Here is an 18,379-nt window from a genome sequence, read left to right on the forward strand (position 1 = left end):
AATGTTAATATATGAAAAATTTTAAACTTACCTGGAGAGATTTATCACTAAATGATTTTAAAGTTTATTTTTTTTCATTGTTCAAAGCTTTTATTCCTAAATCAAAAATTCAAAACTTAGATCAATTAGAGGAATTTATTCAAACAAAGTCAGCTTGGGTTTCTCAAGTTACACTTTACAGTTATCTTAAAACAAGAATGGGAACAAGATATGTTCTTCATTTTGATAATGATGAGTTTATGAAATCTGTAAATGAAGCAAAATGGAATATCTATGCTGTAGCACTCCAAGATTTAACTTTTTTCACATTTTCTTTTTTAAAAGTTAATTTTAACTTTCAAGACATTAGTAAATCTAAAGAGATTTTTTTAAAAATTTTAGACGATGAAACCACAAATAATATGCCGCTAGATATTATTGAAAAAACAAAAAAAAATTTTGAAGAAAGGTTTCAAACAATTAATTGGGACAAGTATTATTCAAACCTTCCCTTTAATCCTAGTGCTTTATCGTTGTATGAATGGGCACCAATAGCTGAAGAATTAAAAACTCTTGATCGTAAGATTGTTCTAAATTCTGTTATTTTGAAATGGGATATTATTAAAAAAGAGTTTAAGGATAGAATTCAGTTTTAAATATTTTTTCTATTATCCACTAAACTTTGTACAACACTTGGATCTGCTAAAGTTGTGGTGTCACCAAGTTGACCATGTTCATTAGCAGCAATTTTTCTTAAAATTCTTCTCATAATTTTTCCAGATCTTGTTTTTGGAAGTCCTGGAGTAAAATGAATTAAATCAGGTGTAGCTAAAGGACCAATTTGTTTTCTAACCCAAAGTTTTAGATCTCTCTCTAACTCTCCAGTTTCTTGTTCGCCAGCATTTAAAGTTACATAACAATACAAACCATTACCTTTAATATCATGCGGGTAACCAACTACAGCTGCTTCAGCAACTTTTGGATGCGCAACAAAAGCACTTTCTATTTCTGCAGTACCAAGATTGTGTCCTGAAACTATAATTACGTCATCCACTCTTCCTGTGATCCAATAATAACCATCCTCATCTCTTCTGCAGCCATCACCTGTGAAGTATTTTCCATCAAATTGAGAAAAATAAGTATCAATAAATCTTTGATGATCTCCATAAACAGTTCTCATTTGGCCTGGCCAAGACTGAGCGATACAAAGTCTTCCTTCACCAGCACCTTTTATCTCTTTTCCGTCTTTATCTAGCAAAACAGGTTTAATTCCATAAAAAGGCTTAGTTGCCGAACCAGGTTTTAGAGGAATTGCACCTGTTTGAGGTGCTATCATTATTCCACCTGTTTCTGTTTGCCACCATGTATCAACTATCGGACATTTTGAATTTCCAACAGTTTTATAATACCACATCCAAGCCTCAGGATTTATTGGTTCTCCAACAGTTCCTAGAAGTTTTAAAGATTTTCTAGAAGTTTTATTTACTGGTCCATCACCTTCTCTCATCAGAGCTCGTATTGCAGTTGGTGCAGTATAAAAAGTATTAACCTTATATTTATCAATTATTTGCCACCAACGAGAACTATCTGGATAATTTGGTATTCCTTCAAACATTATAGTTGTTGCTCCATTTGCGAGTGGACCATAAATAATATAGCTATGACCTGTTACCCAGCCAATGTCAGCAGTACACCAATAAATATCTTTTTGTTTATAGTTAAAAATATATTGATGTGTCATTGATGCATAAACCATGTAGCCACCGGTAGTATGAAGAACGCCTTTAGGTTTTCCAGTTGATCCTGATGTGTAAAGAATAAATAAAGGATCTTCTGCATTCATCTCTTCCGGCTCACAGTGAGATGAAACATCTTTTATTAAATCATGATACCAAACATCCCTATTATCATTCCAACCAATTTCATTTCCTGTTCTTTTTACAACAATACATTTTTTAACATTGGGACAACTTAGTAATGCTTCGTCAGTTGTCGCTTTAAGAGGTATAGTTTTTCCACCTCTAACACCTTCGTCTGCAGTTATGATATATTCAGATTCACAATCATTAACACGGCCAGAAATAGAGTCTGCAGAAAATCCTCCAAAAATAATAGAGTGAACAGCACCAATTCTTGCACAAGCCAACATCAAAATTGAAAGCTCAGGTATCATGGTTAAATAAATTGTAACTCTATCACCTTTTTGAATACCAAGTTTTTTTAAACCATTAGCGGCTTTAGAAACTTTTTGATGCAATTGTTTATAAGAAATTTTTTGACTATCTTTTGGATCATCACCAACCCAAATAATTGCAGTTTTATCTTTTTTATCTTTTAAATGTCTATCGATACAATTTGCTGAAGCATTTAAAGTTCCATCTTGATACCAATTAATCTTAACTTCTTTTGTGCTATATTTTACATCTTTAATTTTTTTATAAGGTTTAATCCAAGTTATTCTTTTCCCTTCTTTTTTCCAAAATTCATTATTATTTTTAATAGAGTCGCTATATTTTTTTTGGTATGTGGCCTTATTTGCTAAACTAGCTTTAATCCATTCAGGTCTAGTTTTAATTATTAATTCAGTTTGCTCTTTTGATTTAATTTTTTTACTTTTTTTCTTTGAAACTTTTTTTACTTTCTTCTTAGTAACTTTTTTAGAAACCTTTTTCTTTTTTTTTGGCATGTTAATTTTTTTTTCTTAAACTTTACTCATCTTATTTAAAATTTTCCAGCTTTTAGAATCTATAGGCATAACTGACAGTCTACTCTGTTTTATTAGAGATAAATGGCTCAATTCCTTAACTTTTTTGATATCTTCGAGTGTAATTGGTCTATCAAGTTTTTTCAAAAATTTAACCGTTACCGCAACAAATTTGCCTGTTTTATCAGTTTTATCTAAATAAGCCTCCTTAATAACCTCAACTATTCCAACAATTTCTTTCCCAATATTTGAATGATAAAAAAAACATTGGTCACCTTTTTTCATAGATTTTAAATTTTTTGCTGCTTGATAATTCCTTACACCATCCCAGGGTGCACCTTTTGAACCAGCTTTTATTTGTTGATCGATAGACCAAACATCAGGCTCTGATTTCATTAACCAATATTGCATTACAATTTTACTCCAGCACCTTTTAAAAAAGCTGCACTTTCATCTAAGGGCCATCTCGGTTTAGCAGGAAAATCTAAATTATTAAATTGTTTTAATTTAAATTTTTCTAAACCAACCATTGCTATCATTGCAGCATTATCCCCACATAAGTTTATTGGAGGAAATATGCTCTTATAGTTATTTTCTTCACAAAGATTAATCAGCATAGATCTAATTTTTTTATTAGCAGCAACACCACCCGCAACAACAAACGTTTTGTTATTTAAATTATTTTTTTCATATTCAGTAAAAGCATTTTTTGTTTTTTTATACATGATTTCCAAAATTGTTTTTTGAAATGATGCAGCAATATCAAATTTGTCTTGTTCACTTTTAATATTTTTACTTACTTTTAATATTGCAGTTTTTAAACCAGCAAAAGAAAGATTACAGCCACCTTTATGGAATATAGGTTTTGGTAATTGATATTTATCTGGATCTCCTTTTTCAGCCAATATTTCAATTTGTGGTCCACCAGGAAATTCTATCCCAAGGAGTTTTGCGGTTTTATCAAAAGCTTCGCCAAGCGCATCATCAATTGTGGTTCCTAATCTCTTATAATTTCCAATTCCTTCAACTGATAAATATTGAGAATGACCTCCTGAAATTAACAATAATAAATATGGATAATTAAGTACCGAATTTAACTTGGGACTTAAAGCATGACCTTCCAAGTGATTAACAGAAATAAAAGGAATATTCATTGCTGAGGCAAATGATTTTCCAAAACTAAGACCAACAGACAGACAAACAATTAAACCCGGACCAGCAGTAGACGCTACAGCATCAATATTTTCTATTTTAATTTTACTTTCATCAATTGCTTTTTGAACAATCCAATCAATTTTTTCTATATGTGCTCTAGCTGCAAGTTCTGGCACTACACCACCAAACTCTTTATGAACCTCAACCTGGCTAGAAACAATATTTGATAAAATTATTGGTATTCCTTGCTCATTTTCAGTTATTACTGAGGCTGCTGTTTCATCACAGCTCGACTCGATTCCAAGAATTATTGGCTTTTTGCTCATTCAAATAGGTTCTATTAATAGTACAATCTCATTACAAGTATGAAAAAAGAAAAAATTATAATTGGTTCAAGAGGAAGTAAATTAGCTCTTATTTATGCTCAAAAAGTAAAAAATAAAATTTTAGAAAATTCACAATTTCATGAAGATGAAATTATAATTAAAGAAATAATCACAAAAGGTGATCAAGTTCAGGATAAAAGATTGTCGGAAGTGGGGGGCAAGGGATTATTTTCAAAAAATATTGAAAAAGAACTTTTAGAAGACAACATAGATATAGCTGTTCACGCACTTAAAGATATGCCAGCCATAGAGACAAAAGGTTTGCTATCAAATTTTTTTTTAAAAAGAAATGATCCTAGGGAAATTTTAATTAGTAGAAATGGAGTTAAACTTGAAGAGCTTAAAGATAAATCAATAATAGGTACTTCATCTTATAGAAGAGAGTTTCAAATTAACAGATTGAAAGAGAATGTTTCTTGTAAATTAATAAGGGGCAATGTTGATACAAGACTTAGAAAACTGAAAGAGGGTTTGTATGATGCAATAATTTTATCGTTAGCAGGTATCAAATCTTTAGAGTTAGAAACAGAAATAACTCAAATATTTTTAACCAATGAAATTATTCCAAGTGCAGGGCAAGGTATAATATGTGCCCAATGCAAGGAAAATAATTTTTCAATAATTGATTTATTAAACAAAATAAATGATCCAGATACTTACAAATGTGCAATAGCTGAAAGAGATATATTAAAAATTTTAGAAGGAGATTGTGAAACAGCGGTAGGAGCTCATGCTGTTTTAAAAAATAACGAAATTGCTCTTGAAGCAGAATTATTTTCTTTAGACGGCAAAAAAAGGTATTTTGAAAAAGAAAAAAGAAGCATTAATGAATTTGATAAAATAGGCTTAGAAATAGGCAAAATTCTAAAAGACAAGTCTAATGGAGACTATAAAAAATAAAATGCATATACTCTTAACAAGACAACTTGAAGATTGTTCAGATTTAATTTTTCGATTTAAGGAACTTGGGCATATAGTTTCTCATTTACCTTTGTTGGTCATAGAAAAAGTTAACTATGATCAAAAAAAATTAAGTGATTGTAAAAGTATTATTTTTACAAGTGCAAATGCGATTAAATTTTTAGAAACACAAGATATTGATAAAAATATTAAATGTTTTTGTGTTGGATTAGCGACTGAAAAGAAAGCTAAAAGTGTTGGCTTTCAAAACATAATTGTTGCAGAAGGCAATGTAAGAAATCTTAAGGAATTAATATTGCAAAATTTTGATCCATCTGATGGCGAAATAGTTTATGTAAGTGGTGAAATCATTTCATCAGATTTGGACCAACAACTAATCAATGATGGGTACTCAGTTAAAAGACTAATTAATTATAAGACAAATCATAATAAGATTTACGATGATAATTTTGTTGAAAAATTAAAGGTTAATATTCCCAATATTGTTTATATATATTCATATAACAGCGCTTTAAGTTTTTTAAATTTTATAAAAAATGAAAATTTACAAAGCTTTTGGATGGAGACAAATTTGATGTGCATGGGTGAAAAAACCTCATCAATATTGAATGAAATTAAATGGAAAAAAATTTTTCTTTTTAATCCTGGAGAAGAAGAGTTTTTGTTATATAAAATTTAATCATGGAATTATTAAATAATTTTTCTGAAATATTTTTGTCAGTTTGGGACAAAGGAATACTTGGGGTTGATATATTTCAGATTTTAATTGGTATAGGAATTTTTTTAGTCTTTTTAATTTTCAGAGGCATAATTAGTAAATTGATTATTAAAAAGTTAGAATTAATCTCTAAAAAAACTACCAACAAATTAGACGATACTTTTGTAAGCTCTCTAGTCGGTCCTGCAAGATTTTTTCCAATCGTAATTGGTTTTTTTATTGCTAGCTATTACATGTCTTTTTCGTCAGAAGGCAGAGAAATAGTCGACACAATCAATAGAACTCTAATAACAATTTTAATTTTTTGGATTATTCATCAAATTATTGAACCTATCTCATATGTTTTAAGCGGATTGGATCAATTACTTACACGAGAGTTAATTGGTTGGATCATAAAATCATTAAAAATTTTAATCTTTATTTTGGGGCTTGCAGCAGTTCTTGAACTATGGGGAATAAAAATAGGGCCAATAATTGCTGGACTTGGATTGTTTGGTGTTGCTGTTGCTTTAGGTGCTCAGGATTTATTTAAAAATTTAATTTCAGGGATTTTAGTTTTAGTTGAAAAAAGATTTAAAATTGGAGACTGGATCTCTGTTGATGGCGTTATAGAGGGGATAGTTGAAAAAATTGGTTTTAGATCAACATCAATAAGAAAGTTTGATAAATCGTTAGCAATCATCCCAAATTTTCAATTTGCAGAAAACGCTGTAACTAATGTTAGTGAAACTTCTAATTGGAGAATAAGATGGGCCATTACCCTTCAATACGATACCACGATAGATCAATTAAAAAAAATAAGAGATGAGATCGAGGCATATATTAATAAAAGTGAAGACTTTAATCAAAGCGCAGGAGTAGCTGTAAGAATTGAAAAATTTTCAGATAGCTCAATAGATTTATTGGTGAGATGTTTTACAAAATCAAATAGCTGGAACGATTGGTTGGAAGTAAAGGAAAGACTTGCAATCGAAATAAAGCAGATAGTTGAAGGTAACAAAGCATCATTTGCTTTTCCAAGTCAGTCAATTTACATCGAAAAGAAATGATTGCTATTTTTTATCTGATATTACAGATATTAAAACTTTATTCTTACGTTGTTATAGCCAATGTAATTATAAGTTGGTTAATTGCCTTTAATATTTTAAATACACATAATAGATTTGTATATTCAATATTAGAACTCACCTATAAGTTAACAGAACCTTTTTTAAATCGAATAAGAAGATTTTTACCAAATTTAGGATCTTTGGATATTTCACCGATTATTCTTCTCTTACTAATTTGGTTCATTGAAATTTGTATGAAACTCTATATTGCTCCTTTGATATTTTAGATATTATGATTTTAATTGATGGTAAAAAAGCTGCTGCAGAGTTAAGAGAAGATCTAAAAAAAGAAGTCAGCGCTTTAAAAGAGAAACACAACAAAGTCCCAGGGTTAACCGTAATTTTAATAGGTGATCTAACACCAAGCCAAATTTATGTGAGAAATAAAGAAAAGTCCGCAAATGAAGTTGGGTTAAAATCTGAAGTGATTAAATACCCTGATACAGTTGAGGAAAAAGTTGTGTTAGAAAAAATTAAAGAACTAAATAAAGACAACTCAGTTTCTGGAATTTTAGTTCAGTTACCATTACCAAAACATATTGATAAACAAAAAATTATTGAAACGATTGATCCATCAAAAGATGTAGATGGTTTTCATCCAATGAATGTTGGTAACTTGTCATCTGGTTATGAAAGTTCAGTTCCATGCACTCCACTTGGATGTTATTTGTTAATAAAAAAGATTGAACCCAATTTAAATGGAAAAAAAGCGGTTGTTATTGGAAGATCTAATTTAAATGGTAAGCCAATGACACAATTACTATTAAAAGAAAATTGTACTGTAACTATTACCCACTCTAAAACAAAAGATTTGAAGGCAGAATGTTTAGAGGCTGACATTATTGTTGCAGCAGTTGGTATCCCAGAACTTGTTAAAGGAGATTGGGTTAAAGAAGGTACAATCGTAATTGATGTTGGAATAAATAAAACAGAAAAAGGGATTGTTGGAGATGTGAATTTTGATGAGGTTTCAAAAGTTGCAAAAGCTTTAACACCTGTTCCAGGTGGTGTAGGTCCAATGACAATTGCATGTTTACTAAAGAATACAATTGATTGTTTTAAAAGATCACAAAACTAAAGCCTTTTTAAACAAGTTTTATTGTCTCAAATCTAATTTAAAAAATTAATTTTACTTAATTTTTGGTAGTCTCGATTTATGAAGAGACCCAAATATCCTTATAGGATTGCAATTATTATGCTTTTATTAACGGCTGTTCCAATTGGTGCTACTCAATTAGGATGGCACTTGTATGGAAAACAAGTTGGCTTTGATTATGGAATGATAGCGGGCACGTTTGCTGTTATACTGGCAGGATATTTAATGTATGAAAAAGGATGGAGAAACGAAGACGAGGATGAAGATTAACTTATGGAAAAATTAATTTTTTTTATATTGGCTGTACCAATATTAATTTTTGTTTTCTACCTAGGTGGATCAGCAATTATGACAGGCTTTAAAGCAAAAGTAGACAATGCACCTAATAAAGAAAATGAAAATGAAACAAACTCTGAGAATACCAATAATGATTTAGAAAATAATTCAAATTTAAGCACTGAAATCAGCAAGTTGAATGAACTTTTAAAGTCAGGAGTTTTAACGCAAGAAGAATTCGATAAAGCAAAAAAGAAATTATTGGATAACTAAATTCATTGGATAAAAAACCATATCATCATCTGCCGGATGGATCATTCAGAAATCCTGAGGGCTCTCCAGTTCATACAAATAAAGTAAATTTTTCGTATAGATTTTTTAAAAAAAAAACTAGAGAAATAGATAGAAATGTTCCATCTGATTTTATTATTAATAAGCAAACTGTTTTAGAGAATCTCAATAAATATAAATTAGATGATTATATTGCTTGGATTGGCCATGCCACCTATTTAATCAAATTAGGCAAGACAACTATTATTACAGATCCTGTATTTTCAAAAAATGCAGGACCCTTAATTTTTGGTCCCAAAAGGTTTACTAAGCCAGCATTAAACTTAGATGAACTACCAAAAATAGATTTATTTTTATTAACCCACAATCACTATGATCATCAAGACATGAGAACAATTAAAAAGTTTCCTTATAAAAATACCAAAGTTTTGGTTCCTCTTAATCTGGGAAAATATTTTACAAAAAATAATTATAAAGATGTAAATGAATTAGATTGGTATGATTGTGTTGTTATAAATGAAAATTTAAAAGTTACTTTTTTACCAGCTGTCCATTGGTCCAAAAGAAGTTTAACAGACACTAATAAAACATTGTGGGGTAATTTTTTAATAGAATATAAAAATAAAAAAATATTATTTGCCTGTGATACTGGATATGGGAATATCTATAAAGAACTTGGAGAAAAATTTGGTCCAGTAGATCTAACTATGATTAATATAGGTGCGTATGATTTTAAACCAATGTTTGACAAAAGTATTTATCATACAACTCCTGAAGAGGCTCTTAATGTTGCAAAAGATTTAAAAAGTAAAAAAGTATTGGGCATGCATTGGGGAACTTTTGTGCTTTCATTTGAACCTATCATGGAGCCACCGAAAAGATTTAAGGAGAATGCGGAAAATTATGGTTTTAGAAAGAATGATGTATTTACTTTTAAAATAGGTGAAGTTTCTTTGCTAAAAAAATTATTATCGTATAGTTAATTAATTTTTTTCCATAAGCCACAAGCTATCACTTGCTAAAAAATAAATTTTTCCATTCGTAGGATGAATTTGAATATCTCTAATTCTTCCAATCTTGTCTTTGAAAATTATTTCCTCTTTAACATTATTAAGATCATTAAAATCTAAAGTTCTAAGAGACTGATCTTTTAAGGATGTAATAAGAGCTTTTCCATTCCATTCACTAAATTCTTTTCCATCATAGATAGCAATTGCGCTAGCAGCAATTGATGGTACCCAATATTGAATTGCCTTTGTGAAACCTGGTTTCCACTTTGGTCCAATCGGTATACCAGAGTAATTTTTTCCACCCCAACCTAATATTTTCCATCCATAGTTTTCACCTTTTTTTATTTCACCAAACCAATCACCACCTCTAGCCCCGTGGTTACTTGCATAAATTTTATCATCAAATTTAGAGTAAGTTAGACCTTGTGGATTACGTACTCCTATTTGATATATTTCTGGAAGCCAGTTGTCCTGACCTTGAAATTTAGGATTATCAATTGGAATTGATCCATCCAGATTAATTCTTATTATACTGCCTGTATGATTGGTTGGATCCTGTGCTATCATTCCACCACCTCTCTCCCCAATAGATGCATAAATTTGTTTATCTTTAATGGCTAAACGTGAACCATAGTGATAGCCAGAATTAATGTCAGGACTTGCCTGAAAAATATTTTTAAAATTAATATTTTTGTTATTAAATTCGCCTCTTGCTATAGAGGTATTTGATTTACCGGATCCTCTATCTTCAGAATATGAAACCCACACATATTGATCTTTATAAATTACATCTAACAAACCACCCTGACCATTAACAAGAAAATTTAAATTATGGTTGATTTCATTAACTTTGCCAGTTTCAATATTAACTAATTTAAATTTTCCAATTTTTTCAGTAATAATTAACTCTTTGTTATTAACAAAAGTTGACCCCCAAGGGTCTTCAAGATCTGCAATTTTGCTTATCTGAATAGTGTTTGCAAAACAAATTGGATTAAAAAAATAAATTAGAAAAAAAAATATTACTTTTTTCACTTTATGATAATTTTGATCTCCCACCATCAACTGCAATTATTTGTCCAGTAATCCAAGAGCTTTCCTCGCTAATTAAAAATTTTGCCATTGAGGCTGAGTCTTTTCCTTCTCCCAATCTTTTTAAAGGATGAGCTTTCGCTATTCCTTCAGCAAGAACTTTATTTTTAAGCATTGGTTCAGCTATTTTGGAATTTGTTAAGCTTGGAGCAATACAATTAACTCTTATATTTGGAGCAAACTCAGCAGCAAGTGAAACTGTCAAACCCTCAATTGCCGCCTTGGCTGAAGCTATAATTGCATGGTTAGTAAATCCTCTTTGAGCAGCAACCGTAGAAAAAAGAACTATAGAGCCTTTATTTTTTTTTAAACTTTCTTGATAGCCTTTAATTATTTCAACAGCTGAATATAAATTTAGTTTCATGCATTTATTAAAATCTTCTTCCTTCACCATCCGTAATGGTTTTAAATCAATTGAACCAACACAATAAGCAATTCCTTTTACTTCAGATACATCTGCCTTTACTTTTTCAATGAAATTATCTTCTAAAACATCAGCCACAGTAAAAGAGCAACCCAGCTTATTAGCTATTGTGCTTACCATCTCTTCATTTCTTGCTACTAAATGGATATCATGACCCGAACTTTTTAATTGTTCAGCTAAATTAGACCCAATAGATCCTGTTGCACCAAAAATGAGATATTTTTCTGACATAAAAAATTTTATTAGTTATATTTAACTATGAAGTTATTTTTTATACTTGGCAATCAATTATTTCCAACAAAATACATCGACCGCTTCAAAAAAGACCATACATTCTTCATGGCGGAAGACAAAGGTCTTTGTACATATGAGAAGCATCATAAGCAAAAAATTCTATTATTTTTATCTTCGATGAGGTCTTATGCAGATGAATTAAAGAAAAATAAATTTAAATTAGATTATCTTAAAATTGAAGATAAGGATTTTAGTGAAGATTATTTAAAAAAATTAAAAAAAGTAATTACAGAAAAAAAAATTAAACAAGTATCTAGTTTTGAAATAGAAGATAAATCTTTTGAAAACAAAATTTTTCTTTTTTTTAAAAAAGAAAAAATTGACTGGAATATTATTCAATCACCAATGTTTTTAAATTCTAGAGAAGAATTTAAAACTTATTTAGCAAAGTCAAAAAAGCCTTTTATGGCAACTTTTTATAAAGAAGTTAGAAAAAAATCAGGAATTTTAATGGGCTCTGATGGAACTCCAATAGGTGGCAAGTGGAGCTTTGATGAGGAAAATAGAGATAAATTACCAAAGAATATATCTATACCTAAGTTTCCGAAAATTAATGAGACTAGCCATACAAAAAAATTAAAACTATTAATTGAGAAACTATTTAAAGATCACCCGGGAAAAACAGAAAATTTTTGGTTGGCAACCGAATATAATGATGTCGTAAAACTTCTAAATTTTTTTATCAAAGAAAAAGCAAATTTATTTGGTGACTATGAGGATGCAGTAGATCAAAAAGATAATATTCTTTTTCACAGTGCTTTAAGCCCTTACATAAACTTGGGATTGATAACTCCTGAATTTATAATTCAAAAAATTCTAGAATTTCACAAAAAAAATAAAATCAGAATGAATTCACTGGAAGGTTATATTCGTCAGGTAATTGGCTGGAGAGAATTTATGCGAGGAATATATCAGAGTTATTCTAAAGAAATGGAAACAAGAAACTTTTTTAAACAAAATAGAAAAATGAAAAACTCTTGGTATGAAGGCAATACAGGTTTGCCACCATTAGACCATGCAATTAAAAATGCTATTAATTATGGATGGTCTCATCACATAGAGAGATTAATGATTTTATCAAATATTATGAACTTATGTGAGATCAAACCTACAATTGTTTATAAATGGTTTATGGAAATGTTTGTGGACTCATCAGACTGGGTAATGGTTCCAAATGTATATGGGATGGGATTATTTAGCGATGGAGGAATATTTGCAACGAAACCTTACGTCTGTGGTTCTGCATATTTTATGAAAATGATGGATTTCAAAAAAGGTGAATGGTGCAATACAATGGATGGGCTTTATTGGAGATTTATAGATCGAAACAGAAAGTTTTTTTTAACCAATCCAAGATTGTCAATGATGGTAAGAATTTTTGATAAAATGAAAAATGAGAGAAAAAAACTGATTCTTTCAGAGGCAGACAAATTTATAAAAAAAAATACTATTTAAATGTTAAGAAGTTTATTCATAATATTTTTTTTTCAGCTTTTAGGTGAAGCAATTCAGAAATTTTTTGAAATTAATATTCCAGGACCAGTAATAGGTTTAGTACTACTTTTGTTAGTATTCATATTTTTTTTAAAATCTTCCTCACAATTTAAGAAAATAAAAAAAGATATTTCTAATACTAGTCATCAAATTATAAATTATTTATCACTATTATTTGTTCCAATTGGTGTTGGTGTAGTTATGCATATTAATTATCTTGGAGATAATTTATTTAAGATATTAGCAATTATTATAATAGGAACTTTAGCAACATTAGTTTTCACAGCATTTGTTATGGAAAAAATAATTAACTCAGAGAAAAATAATGTCAAAAGAAGATAAGCTCTATAAAATTTGGGTCTATTTACAGGCAGAGCCTTTATTTTGGATTACACTTACACTTGGTGCTTTTTTAGTTGGGGATTACTTATATAAAAAATCAAAGCTTAATCCTTTAGTAAATCCAGTTGCAATCAGCATCTTAATTGTTTCAACTGTTTTATTTACTCTGGACGTATCATATGATAGGTATTTTAATGGAGCAAAATTTATTCATTTCATGCTTGGACCTGCAACAGTTGCTTTAGCAATACCTATTTATGAAAAAAAAGATTTAATTTTTAAAGAAATTAAACCAATTATATTTTCTATATTGTTCGCAATTCCTTTTGCAATTTTAATCACTTATTATTTAGCAAGTTTTTTTAATCTGGATAAAGAAATAATCTTAACAATGATCCCAAGAAATGTTACTGCCCCAATTGCAATGGGTATTGCAGAATTAATAGGTGGAATACCTTCACTTACAGCAATAATTACTATCATAACTGGTATAGTAGGAGCATCTCTTGGAACTTTTGCTTTAAATATATTTAAGATAAAAGACATGAGCGCTAGAGGTTTTGGTTTCGGAGTAGCAAGTCACGGAATAGGAACAGCAAGAGCAATGAGTAAAAATAAAACAGCAGGGGTATTTGCTGCACTTGCTATGGGTTTAAGTGGAATAGCCACATCTATTTTTGTAATAATAATTTTAAAAATAATAATTTAAAAATGTATATTTCGATTACAGGTATAAAATACAAAGGTCTGTATAAAACTTTTAGATTTTGGTATTATACTATTCCAAGTTTTGTTTCTGCTAGAAAAGCTAAAGGAAATATCTTTTGTGACCAAAAAAAAATAGGAGAATATCATCATACTTTAACTGCCTGGGAAAATAAGGAAATGATGATGAATTATATTAGAAGTAAATTTCATTTAAAGGCTATGAAAAATTTTCAATCAATTGGCACTGGCTCAACATTTGGATTTGAAGGAAATGAAATTCCAAATTGGAATGAGGCTTTAAAAATTTGGAAAGATAATTTTAAAGAAGTTTAATTTGAAAAAACAACATTTACCCTCAAAAATTTGCCCAACTTGTAAACGACCTTTTGTATGGCGTAAAAAATGGAGATTAAACTGGGAAAAAGTAAAATACTGTTCCAAGAAATGTTCTGGTAAATGATTATAATGACTTAATAGTCTTAATTTATAGATGAAATAATTTTCGGAATATAATTTTTAAAATTAAAAAACCCTTTATTACAATATTGCCAAGCCAATTGATCTAACTTTCTAAAAAAAAATGGAATTTTGAGATTGTTTAAATTTAGATAGTCTAAGCTTTCTCCAACATTAGGATATAATGCAAAGCAATTATTAATATTTTTGACTTCAGTTATATCGATAATTTCACAGTTAATTGATTTATCCTTTAATCTTCTTCTTTGATCTTCTATTAAGTCAGACTTAAACTTTGAGAGCTTATCACTTAATTTTATAGATCTCTGTTCATTTTTGTTAAAGACTAAATAAATTTTTTCAATGTTATCTTTTTTAATATTATTAATTTCATAAGATAAATTATTCTCAAATATTAAAAGATTTTTTTCTTCAATATTTGTTGGATTATTAAATTCTCTTTTATTTAATGGATATAATTTTTCAGAAATTTTAGGTGGTGCATTTTCATTTAGTTTGATGTTTTCGAACCTATTATTTGTAAATTTTTTGATGTTCCATTCACTTGCAAGATAATGTTTACCTTGTGTTTGAATACCAGCTACCCACCTCCAGCCAAGAGTGTTTGATGCAGAGTCGCCATCATAAAGATGTTTCATAAAAAATTCTGCACCTAATTGCCAAGGTAAATCTAGCGTAAATATCCAAATACTTGCAAACCACATTCTAGTATGATTATGAAGGTAATTATTTTCTTTTAGTTCAATTACCCATTGGTTAAAGCAATCAATGTTAGTTTTACCATCAATAGCATTTAAATAAGTTTTATTTTCATTGTAATCATTTTTAATTTTTTTTAATTCTACTAAGTAATCTGTCCAAACATTCGGTCTTAGCTCTAGCCAACCTTTCCAATAAACTCTCCAAAGAACTTCTTGAATAAATTTTTCTATTTTAGAAAAAGGAAATTTTTTTAATGATTTTTCAATTACCTCTAATTCATTAATCACTCCATGAGTAATATAAGGAGATAAGCAAGAAATATTTGATCTGTTAGAAGGCCCAAAATCAAAATTTCTTAATTTTGAGTATTCAGCAAGATTATTTTCAATAAAATTATTAAGATGGTTAAGTGCTTCAATTCGAGAAGGATTAAAATTCATTAATGAATTATTTTAATTTTTTTTTATGAAAATTAATAAATTTTTCTACATTTGCTTTATTGAAAGTTTTATTTTCCTCAAAAGAAACTTTTTTCATAGAATATGCATTGCTTTTTGTAATTCTTGAATGAATAATTATATTTCCTTTATAAAGTTTTAATTTAACAGAGCCGTTGACCTTATTTCTTTTAAGATCTACTATTTTTTGTAACCTAAATCTTTCTTTTGAAAACCAATAACCATTGTAAATTAATTCTGCATATCTAGGCATAACATTATCTTTTTTATGCATTGTTTCTTTATCAAGTGTTACAGATTCTATTGCTCGGTGAGCATGAATTAAAAGAGTTCCTCCGGGTGTTTCATAAACTCCTCTTGATTTTATCCCAATAAATCTATTTTCAACCAGATCCACCCTGCCAATTCCATTTTTGCCAGCTAATTCATTAAGTTTTTCTAAAAGTTTTGATGGAGTGATTTTTTTTCCATTTATTCCTACAGGGTCACCATTTTTAAAATTTATAGTTACAAAACTCGGTTTGTTTGGAGCTTTTTCAGGCGAGGTTGTTCTTTGAAAAATAAATTCTGGAGCTGAGTTTTTAGGGTTTTCTAAAACCTTGCCTTCTGTTGAGGTGTGAAACAAATTATCATCAACAGAAAAAGGAGGTGCTCCTTTTTTATCCTTAGGAATTTCTATCCCATGTTTTTTTGCATAATTTATCAAATCTGTTCTAGATTTTAATTTCCAAATTCGCCAAGGAGCAATAACTTTTATTTTTGGACCAAAGTAATGGTATCCTAATTCAAATCTTACTTGATCATTTCCTTTACCAGTCGCCCCATGGGATACAGCAAATGCTTTAAATTTTTTTGCAACTCGGATTTGATCTTTTGCAATTAGTGGTCGAGCTATAGAAGTACCAAGTAAATATACGCCCTCATAAATAGCATGACCTCTAATCATTGGATAGACATAATTTTTAACAAATTCATTTTTTAAATCTTGAATGATAATATTTTTTACACCAAATTTTTTAGCGTTACGGAATATTTTTTTTCTATCTATTTCCTGACCAACGTCTGCGGTGTAACAAATGATTTCAGCTTGATAATTCTCTTGAAGCCATTTCAAAATAATAGATGTGTCTAAGCCACCTGAGTAAGCTAAAACAATTTTTTTTTTGGATTTCATTAATTAACTGCAGGCAGTTTTTGCAGCATTATAAGCTTTGGTAAAGCCAAGTAGAGAATAGTGATCAATAGTTTGAGATCCTTTTTGATTGTAACCTGTAATCATAATTCTAGATCCTTTTTTCATCACATTAACCATTTTTTTTTCAATTTTATTATCTGCAATCCAAGCAAAACCTTGTTGAACGATATCAAATTTAATTTTGTTTTTCCCTGAAGTTGCTGTTACCGAATTATTTTGATTAAATTCATATCCAGGACTAGCACTTATTTCATCAGTAATTTTTTCACCCGGTCTAAAAGTTACAAATAATCTTGCATCTCTTTTATTAGATTTTGGTGCTTGTAAAACTGGTGATGATTGAGCAAAACAAACAGTTCCAGTTGGCTCAACTAAAACCATAGTTTGCCAATCTTTGTATTTTCCAATTTGTTTTAATTCTTCTGCATTTACAGCCGTAAAGCTAAACAATAATAATAAGGTTATAGAATTTAATAGTTTTTTAATCATGGGCATGGATTTGGATAAATTTTTTGAATTTCATTAATTTCATCAATGACTTCATCGGATAAATTAATATTTACACTTTCTATATTAGTTTTCAACTGCTCCATTGTTGTTGCTCCAATAATTACACTTGTCACGAATGGTTGAATTTCACAAAACTTCAATGACATTTGGGCAAAATCAAGATTATGTTTTTTTGATATTTCATAATATGCATCAACTGCCTTAGTCGTGTTGGGTTTATTATAACGAGTCCAAAAATCTCCATCTCTCTCAATTCTTGAATTCTTTGGCAATTGGTTGTTACGATATTTCCCAGTCAGGTAACCACTTGCAAGTGGAGAATAGGCCAACAATCCAATTTCATCTCGGATTGAAATTTCTGCTAAACCCACCTCATAAGTTCTGTTCAATAAACTATAAGGATTTTGAATTGACATCATTCTTGGAAGACTCTGCTCTTTAGCTAAATTTAGACATTTAGATACTCCCCAAGGAGTTTCGTTTGATAATCCAATATCTCTAACTTTACCCTCCTTAACAAATTTACCTAAATGACCCAAAACATCTTCAAATTTATTCCAATCTTCATTTTCATTATGCGTGTAGCCTAATCTTCCGAACATGTTGGTACTTCTCTCTGGCCAGTGAAGCTGATATAAATCTATATAATCTGTTTTTAATCTTTTGAGACTATCATTTAAAGCTTCAGTCATTCTTTCAAGCGTATAATTATTTCCACCTCCACGAATATACTCCCTAGCTGGACCAGCAACCTTTGTTGCTAAAATTACTTTGTCTCTCTTTTTTGTTTTTTCAAACCAATTACCAATTATAATTTCTGTATGACCAAAAGTTTCCTCTTTTGGTGGAACAGCATACAACTCAGCTGTATCCCAAAAATTAACACCTTGATCTAAAGCAAAATCCATCTGCTCAAATCCTTCTTCTTGAGTATTTTGCTCACCCCAAGTCATTGTGCCGAGACAAATAGTGCTAACTTTTATGTCAGTATTGCCTAGTTTTTTGTAATTCATCAGAATTAACTCTTTTAAGGTATCT

Annotated in this window: 23 protein-coding genes; 14 read left to right on the forward strand and 9 right to left on the reverse strand. The window is 29.5% G+C overall.

Annotation, left to right across the window (positions count from 1 at the left end; translation table 11 throughout):
* The first annotated feature begins 11 nt into the window (after positions 1-11).
* On the forward strand, positions 12-635 hold the full coding sequence (locus B9N70_RS06330) for an esterase (RefSeq protein ID WP_085114952.1): 624 nt from the start codon (positions 12-14) through the stop codon (positions 633-635).
* On the opposite strand, the gene acs is transcribed toward B9N70_RS06330, so the two are convergent.
* The 3 genes from acs to tsaD are packed head-to-tail and all read right to left on the reverse strand — an operon-like array spanning position 632 to position 4,164.
* Positions 632-2,665, reverse strand: coding sequence for an acetate--CoA ligase (acs, locus tag B9N70_RS06335; protein WP_157101753.1), 2,034 nt, complete (start codon positions 2,663-2,665; stop codon positions 632-634). The two genes, B9N70_RS06330 and acs, sit on opposite strands and share 4 nt — an antisense overlap.
* A 15-nt stretch (positions 2,666-2,680) precedes the next feature.
* Positions 2,681-3,094, reverse strand: a complete 414-nt coding sequence (locus B9N70_RS07080; RefSeq protein WP_157101754.1) for an EVE domain-containing protein — start codon at positions 3,092-3,094, stop codon at positions 2,681-2,683.
* A complete protein-coding gene (tsaD, locus tag B9N70_RS06340) occupies positions 3,094-4,164 on the reverse strand; it encodes a tRNA (adenosine(37)-N6)-threonylcarbamoyltransferase complex transferase subunit TsaD (protein ID WP_085114953.1) in 1,071 nt (356 codons plus the stop codon). Before tsaD ends, B9N70_RS07080 begins: the two co-directional genes overlap by 1 nt.
* Positions 4,165-4,203: 39 nt before the next feature.
* Here tsaD and hemC point away from each other — a divergent pair, with 39 nt between their 5' ends.
* The 8 genes from hemC (at position 4,204) to B9N70_RS06380 (ending at position 9,618) form a co-directional block, all read left to right on the forward strand.
* Positions 4,204-5,124: a hydroxymethylbilane synthase gene (hemC, locus tag B9N70_RS06345; RefSeq protein ID WP_085114954.1), complete on the forward strand. Its 921-nt coding sequence runs from the start codon at positions 4,204-4,206 to the stop codon at positions 5,122-5,124.
* Between the two features lies 1 nt (position 5,125).
* On the forward strand, positions 5,126-5,824 hold the full coding sequence (locus B9N70_RS06350; RefSeq protein WP_085115140.1) for a uroporphyrinogen-III synthase: 699 nt from the start codon (positions 5,126-5,128) through the stop codon (positions 5,822-5,824).
* Between the two features lie 2 nt (positions 5,825-5,826).
* Positions 5,827-6,912, forward strand: coding sequence for a mechanosensitive ion channel family protein (locus tag B9N70_RS06355; RefSeq protein ID WP_085114955.1), 1,086 nt, complete (start codon positions 5,827-5,829; stop codon positions 6,910-6,912).
* On the forward strand, positions 6,909-7,199 hold the full coding sequence (locus B9N70_RS06360; RefSeq protein ID WP_085114956.1) for a YggT family protein: 291 nt from the start codon (positions 6,909-6,911) through the stop codon (positions 7,197-7,199). Before B9N70_RS06355 ends, B9N70_RS06360 begins: the two co-directional genes overlap by 4 nt.
* A gap of 5 nt (positions 7,200-7,204) precedes the next feature.
* A complete protein-coding gene (locus tag B9N70_RS06365) occupies positions 7,205-8,050 on the forward strand; it encodes a bifunctional 5,10-methylenetetrahydrofolate dehydrogenase/5,10-methenyltetrahydrofolate cyclohydrolase (RefSeq protein ID WP_085114957.1) in 846 nt (281 codons plus the stop codon).
* 78 nt (positions 8,051-8,128) lie between these two features.
* The gene (locus B9N70_RS06370; protein WP_085114958.1) at positions 8,129-8,338 is read left to right on the forward strand and encodes a hypothetical protein; all 210 of its coding nucleotides are present in this window, start codon (positions 8,129-8,131) and stop codon (positions 8,336-8,338) included.
* 3 nt (positions 8,339-8,341) lie between these two features.
* Entirely contained in the window at positions 8,342-8,617 is a 276-nt protein-coding gene (locus B9N70_RS06375; RefSeq protein ID WP_085114959.1) for an SHOCT domain-containing protein, read from the forward strand.
* A 5-nt stretch (positions 8,618-8,622) separates the two neighbouring features.
* Positions 8,623-9,618 (forward strand): MBL fold metallo-hydrolase, encoded by a 996-nt coding sequence (locus B9N70_RS06380; protein WP_085114960.1) that lies wholly within the window; start codon positions 8,623-8,625, stop codon positions 9,616-9,618.
* Here B9N70_RS06380 and B9N70_RS06385 read toward each other — a convergent pair whose 3' ends face one another.
* Both B9N70_RS06385 and B9N70_RS06390 read right to left on the reverse strand, forming a co-directional pair.
* Complete coding sequence (locus B9N70_RS06385; RefSeq protein WP_085114961.1) at positions 9,619-10,707, reverse strand: PQQ-dependent sugar dehydrogenase; 1,089 nt, start codon at positions 10,705-10,707, stop codon at positions 9,619-9,621.
* Positions 10,682-11,392, reverse strand: a complete 711-nt coding sequence (locus B9N70_RS06390) for an SDR family NAD(P)-dependent oxidoreductase (protein WP_085114962.1) — start codon at positions 11,390-11,392, stop codon at positions 10,682-10,684. The genes B9N70_RS06385 and B9N70_RS06390 overlap by 26 nt, the downstream gene beginning before the upstream one ends.
* Positions 11,393-11,419: 27 nt before the next feature.
* On the opposite strand from B9N70_RS06390, the gene B9N70_RS06395 reads away from it, so the two are divergent.
* From B9N70_RS06395 to B9N70_RS06415, 5 genes are read left to right on the forward strand one after another with little or no spacing between them, the layout of a single operon-like run.
* Positions 11,420-12,910 carry a cryptochrome/photolyase family protein gene (locus B9N70_RS06395; RefSeq protein ID WP_085114963.1) on the forward strand — a complete coding sequence of 497 codons (1,491 nt, stop codon included), beginning with the start codon at positions 11,420-11,422 and terminating at the stop codon, positions 12,908-12,910.
* Positions 12,911-13,291: a CidA/LrgA family protein gene (locus B9N70_RS06400; RefSeq protein ID WP_085114964.1), complete on the forward strand. Its 381-nt coding sequence runs from the start codon at positions 12,911-12,913 to the stop codon at positions 13,289-13,291.
* Positions 13,275-14,000 (forward strand): LrgB family protein, encoded by a 726-nt coding sequence (locus tag B9N70_RS06405; RefSeq protein WP_085114965.1) that lies wholly within the window; start codon positions 13,275-13,277, stop codon positions 13,998-14,000. The genes B9N70_RS06400 and B9N70_RS06405 overlap by 17 nt, the downstream gene beginning before the upstream one ends.
* A 2-nt stretch (positions 14,001-14,002) precedes the next feature.
* The gene (locus tag B9N70_RS06410; RefSeq protein ID WP_085114966.1) at positions 14,003-14,332 is read left to right on the forward strand and encodes a hypothetical protein; all 330 of its coding nucleotides are present in this window, start codon (positions 14,003-14,005) and stop codon (positions 14,330-14,332) included.
* A gap of 1 nt (position 14,333) precedes the next feature.
* Positions 14,334-14,459 (forward strand): DUF2256 domain-containing protein, encoded by a 126-nt coding sequence (locus tag B9N70_RS06415; RefSeq protein ID WP_085114967.1) that lies wholly within the window; start codon positions 14,334-14,336, stop codon positions 14,457-14,459.
* A gap of 19 nt (positions 14,460-14,478) precedes the next feature.
* On the opposite strand, the gene B9N70_RS06420 is transcribed toward B9N70_RS06415, so the two are convergent.
* The 4 genes from B9N70_RS06420 to B9N70_RS06435 are packed head-to-tail and all read right to left on the reverse strand — an operon-like array spanning position 14,479 to position 18,354.
* Positions 14,479-15,618 (reverse strand): FAD-binding domain-containing protein, encoded by a 1,140-nt coding sequence (locus B9N70_RS06420; RefSeq protein WP_085114968.1) that lies wholly within the window; start codon positions 15,616-15,618, stop codon positions 14,479-14,481.
* A gap of 7 nt (positions 15,619-15,625) precedes the next feature.
* Entirely contained in the window at positions 15,626-16,810 is a 1,185-nt protein-coding gene (locus tag B9N70_RS06425; RefSeq protein WP_085114969.1) for an argininosuccinate synthase, read from the reverse strand.
* A 3-nt stretch (positions 16,811-16,813) separates the two neighbouring features.
* A complete protein-coding gene (locus tag B9N70_RS06430) occupies positions 16,814-17,320 on the reverse strand; it encodes an invasion associated locus B family protein (RefSeq protein WP_231909388.1) in 507 nt (168 codons plus the stop codon).
* Positions 17,317-18,354, reverse strand: coding sequence for an aldo/keto reductase (locus tag B9N70_RS06435; RefSeq protein ID WP_085114971.1), 1,038 nt, complete (start codon positions 18,352-18,354; stop codon positions 17,317-17,319). Before B9N70_RS06435 ends, B9N70_RS06430 begins: the two co-directional genes overlap by 4 nt.
* Positions 18,355-18,379: the final 25 nt, after the last annotated feature.

It is taken from the genome of Candidatus Pelagibacter sp. HIMB1321 (assembly GCF_900177485.1).
GTDB lineage: Bacteria > Pseudomonadota > Alphaproteobacteria > Pelagibacterales > Pelagibacteraceae > Pelagibacter.

Bases quoted from the DNA above. Each gene is read 5' to 3' on its own strand.
- B9N70_RS06330 (WP_085114952.1), top strand. From the start codon at position 12: ATGAAAAATTTTAAACTTACCTGGAGAGATTTATCACTAAATGATTTT.
- acs (WP_157101753.1), bottom strand. From the start codon at position 2,665: ATGCCAAAAAAAAAGAAAAAGGTTTCTAAAAAAGTTACTAAGAAGAAA.
- B9N70_RS07080 (WP_157101754.1), bottom strand. From the start codon at position 3,094: ATGCAATATTGGTTAATGAAATCAGAGCCTGATGTTTGGTCTATCGAT.
- tsaD (WP_085114953.1), bottom strand. From the start codon at position 4,164: ATGAGCAAAAAGCCAATAATTCTTGGAATCGAGTCGAGCTGTGATGAA.
- hemC (WP_085114954.1), top strand. From the start codon at position 4,204: ATGAAAAAAGAAAAAATTATAATTGGTTCAAGAGGAAGTAAATTAGCT.
- B9N70_RS06350 (WP_085115140.1), top strand. From the start codon at position 5,126: ATGCATATACTCTTAACAAGACAACTTGAAGATTGTTCAGATTTAATT.
- B9N70_RS06355 (WP_085114955.1), top strand. From the start codon at position 5,827: ATGGAATTATTAAATAATTTTTCTGAAATATTTTTGTCAGTTTGGGAC.
- B9N70_RS06360 (WP_085114956.1), top strand. From the start codon at position 6,909: ATGATTGCTATTTTTTATCTGATATTACAGATATTAAAACTTTATTCT.
- B9N70_RS06365 (WP_085114957.1), top strand. From the start codon at position 7,205: ATGATTTTAATTGATGGTAAAAAAGCTGCTGCAGAGTTAAGAGAAGAT.
- B9N70_RS06370 (WP_085114958.1), top strand. From the start codon at position 8,129: ATGAAGAGACCCAAATATCCTTATAGGATTGCAATTATTATGCTTTTA.
- B9N70_RS06375 (WP_085114959.1), top strand. From the start codon at position 8,342: ATGGAAAAATTAATTTTTTTTATATTGGCTGTACCAATATTAATTTTT.
- B9N70_RS06385 (WP_085114961.1), bottom strand. From the start codon at position 10,707: ATGGTGGGAGATCAAAATTATCATAAAGTGAAAAAAGTAATATTTTTT.
- B9N70_RS06390 (WP_085114962.1), bottom strand. From the start codon at position 11,392: ATGTCAGAAAAATATCTCATTTTTGGTGCAACAGGATCTATTGGGTCT.
- B9N70_RS06395 (WP_085114963.1), top strand. From the start codon at position 11,420: ATGAAGTTATTTTTTATACTTGGCAATCAATTATTTCCAACAAAATAC.
- B9N70_RS06400 (WP_085114964.1), top strand. From the start codon at position 12,911: ATGTTAAGAAGTTTATTCATAATATTTTTTTTTCAGCTTTTAGGTGAA.
- B9N70_RS06405 (WP_085114965.1), top strand. From the start codon at position 13,275: ATGTCAAAAGAAGATAAGCTCTATAAAATTTGGGTCTATTTACAGGCA.
- B9N70_RS06410 (WP_085114966.1), top strand. From the start codon at position 14,003: ATGTATATTTCGATTACAGGTATAAAATACAAAGGTCTGTATAAAACT.
- B9N70_RS06420 (WP_085114968.1), bottom strand. From the start codon at position 15,618: ATGAATTTTAATCCTTCTCGAATTGAAGCACTTAACCATCTTAATAAT.
- B9N70_RS06425 (WP_085114969.1), bottom strand. From the start codon at position 16,810: ATGAAATCCAAAAAAAAAATTGTTTTAGCTTACTCAGGTGGCTTAGAC.
- B9N70_RS06430 (WP_231909388.1), bottom strand. From the start codon at position 17,320: ATGATTAAAAAACTATTAAATTCTATAACCTTATTATTATTGTTTAGC.
- B9N70_RS06435 (WP_085114971.1), bottom strand. From the start codon at position 18,354: ATGAATTACAAAAAACTAGGCAATACTGACATAAAAGTTAGCACTATT.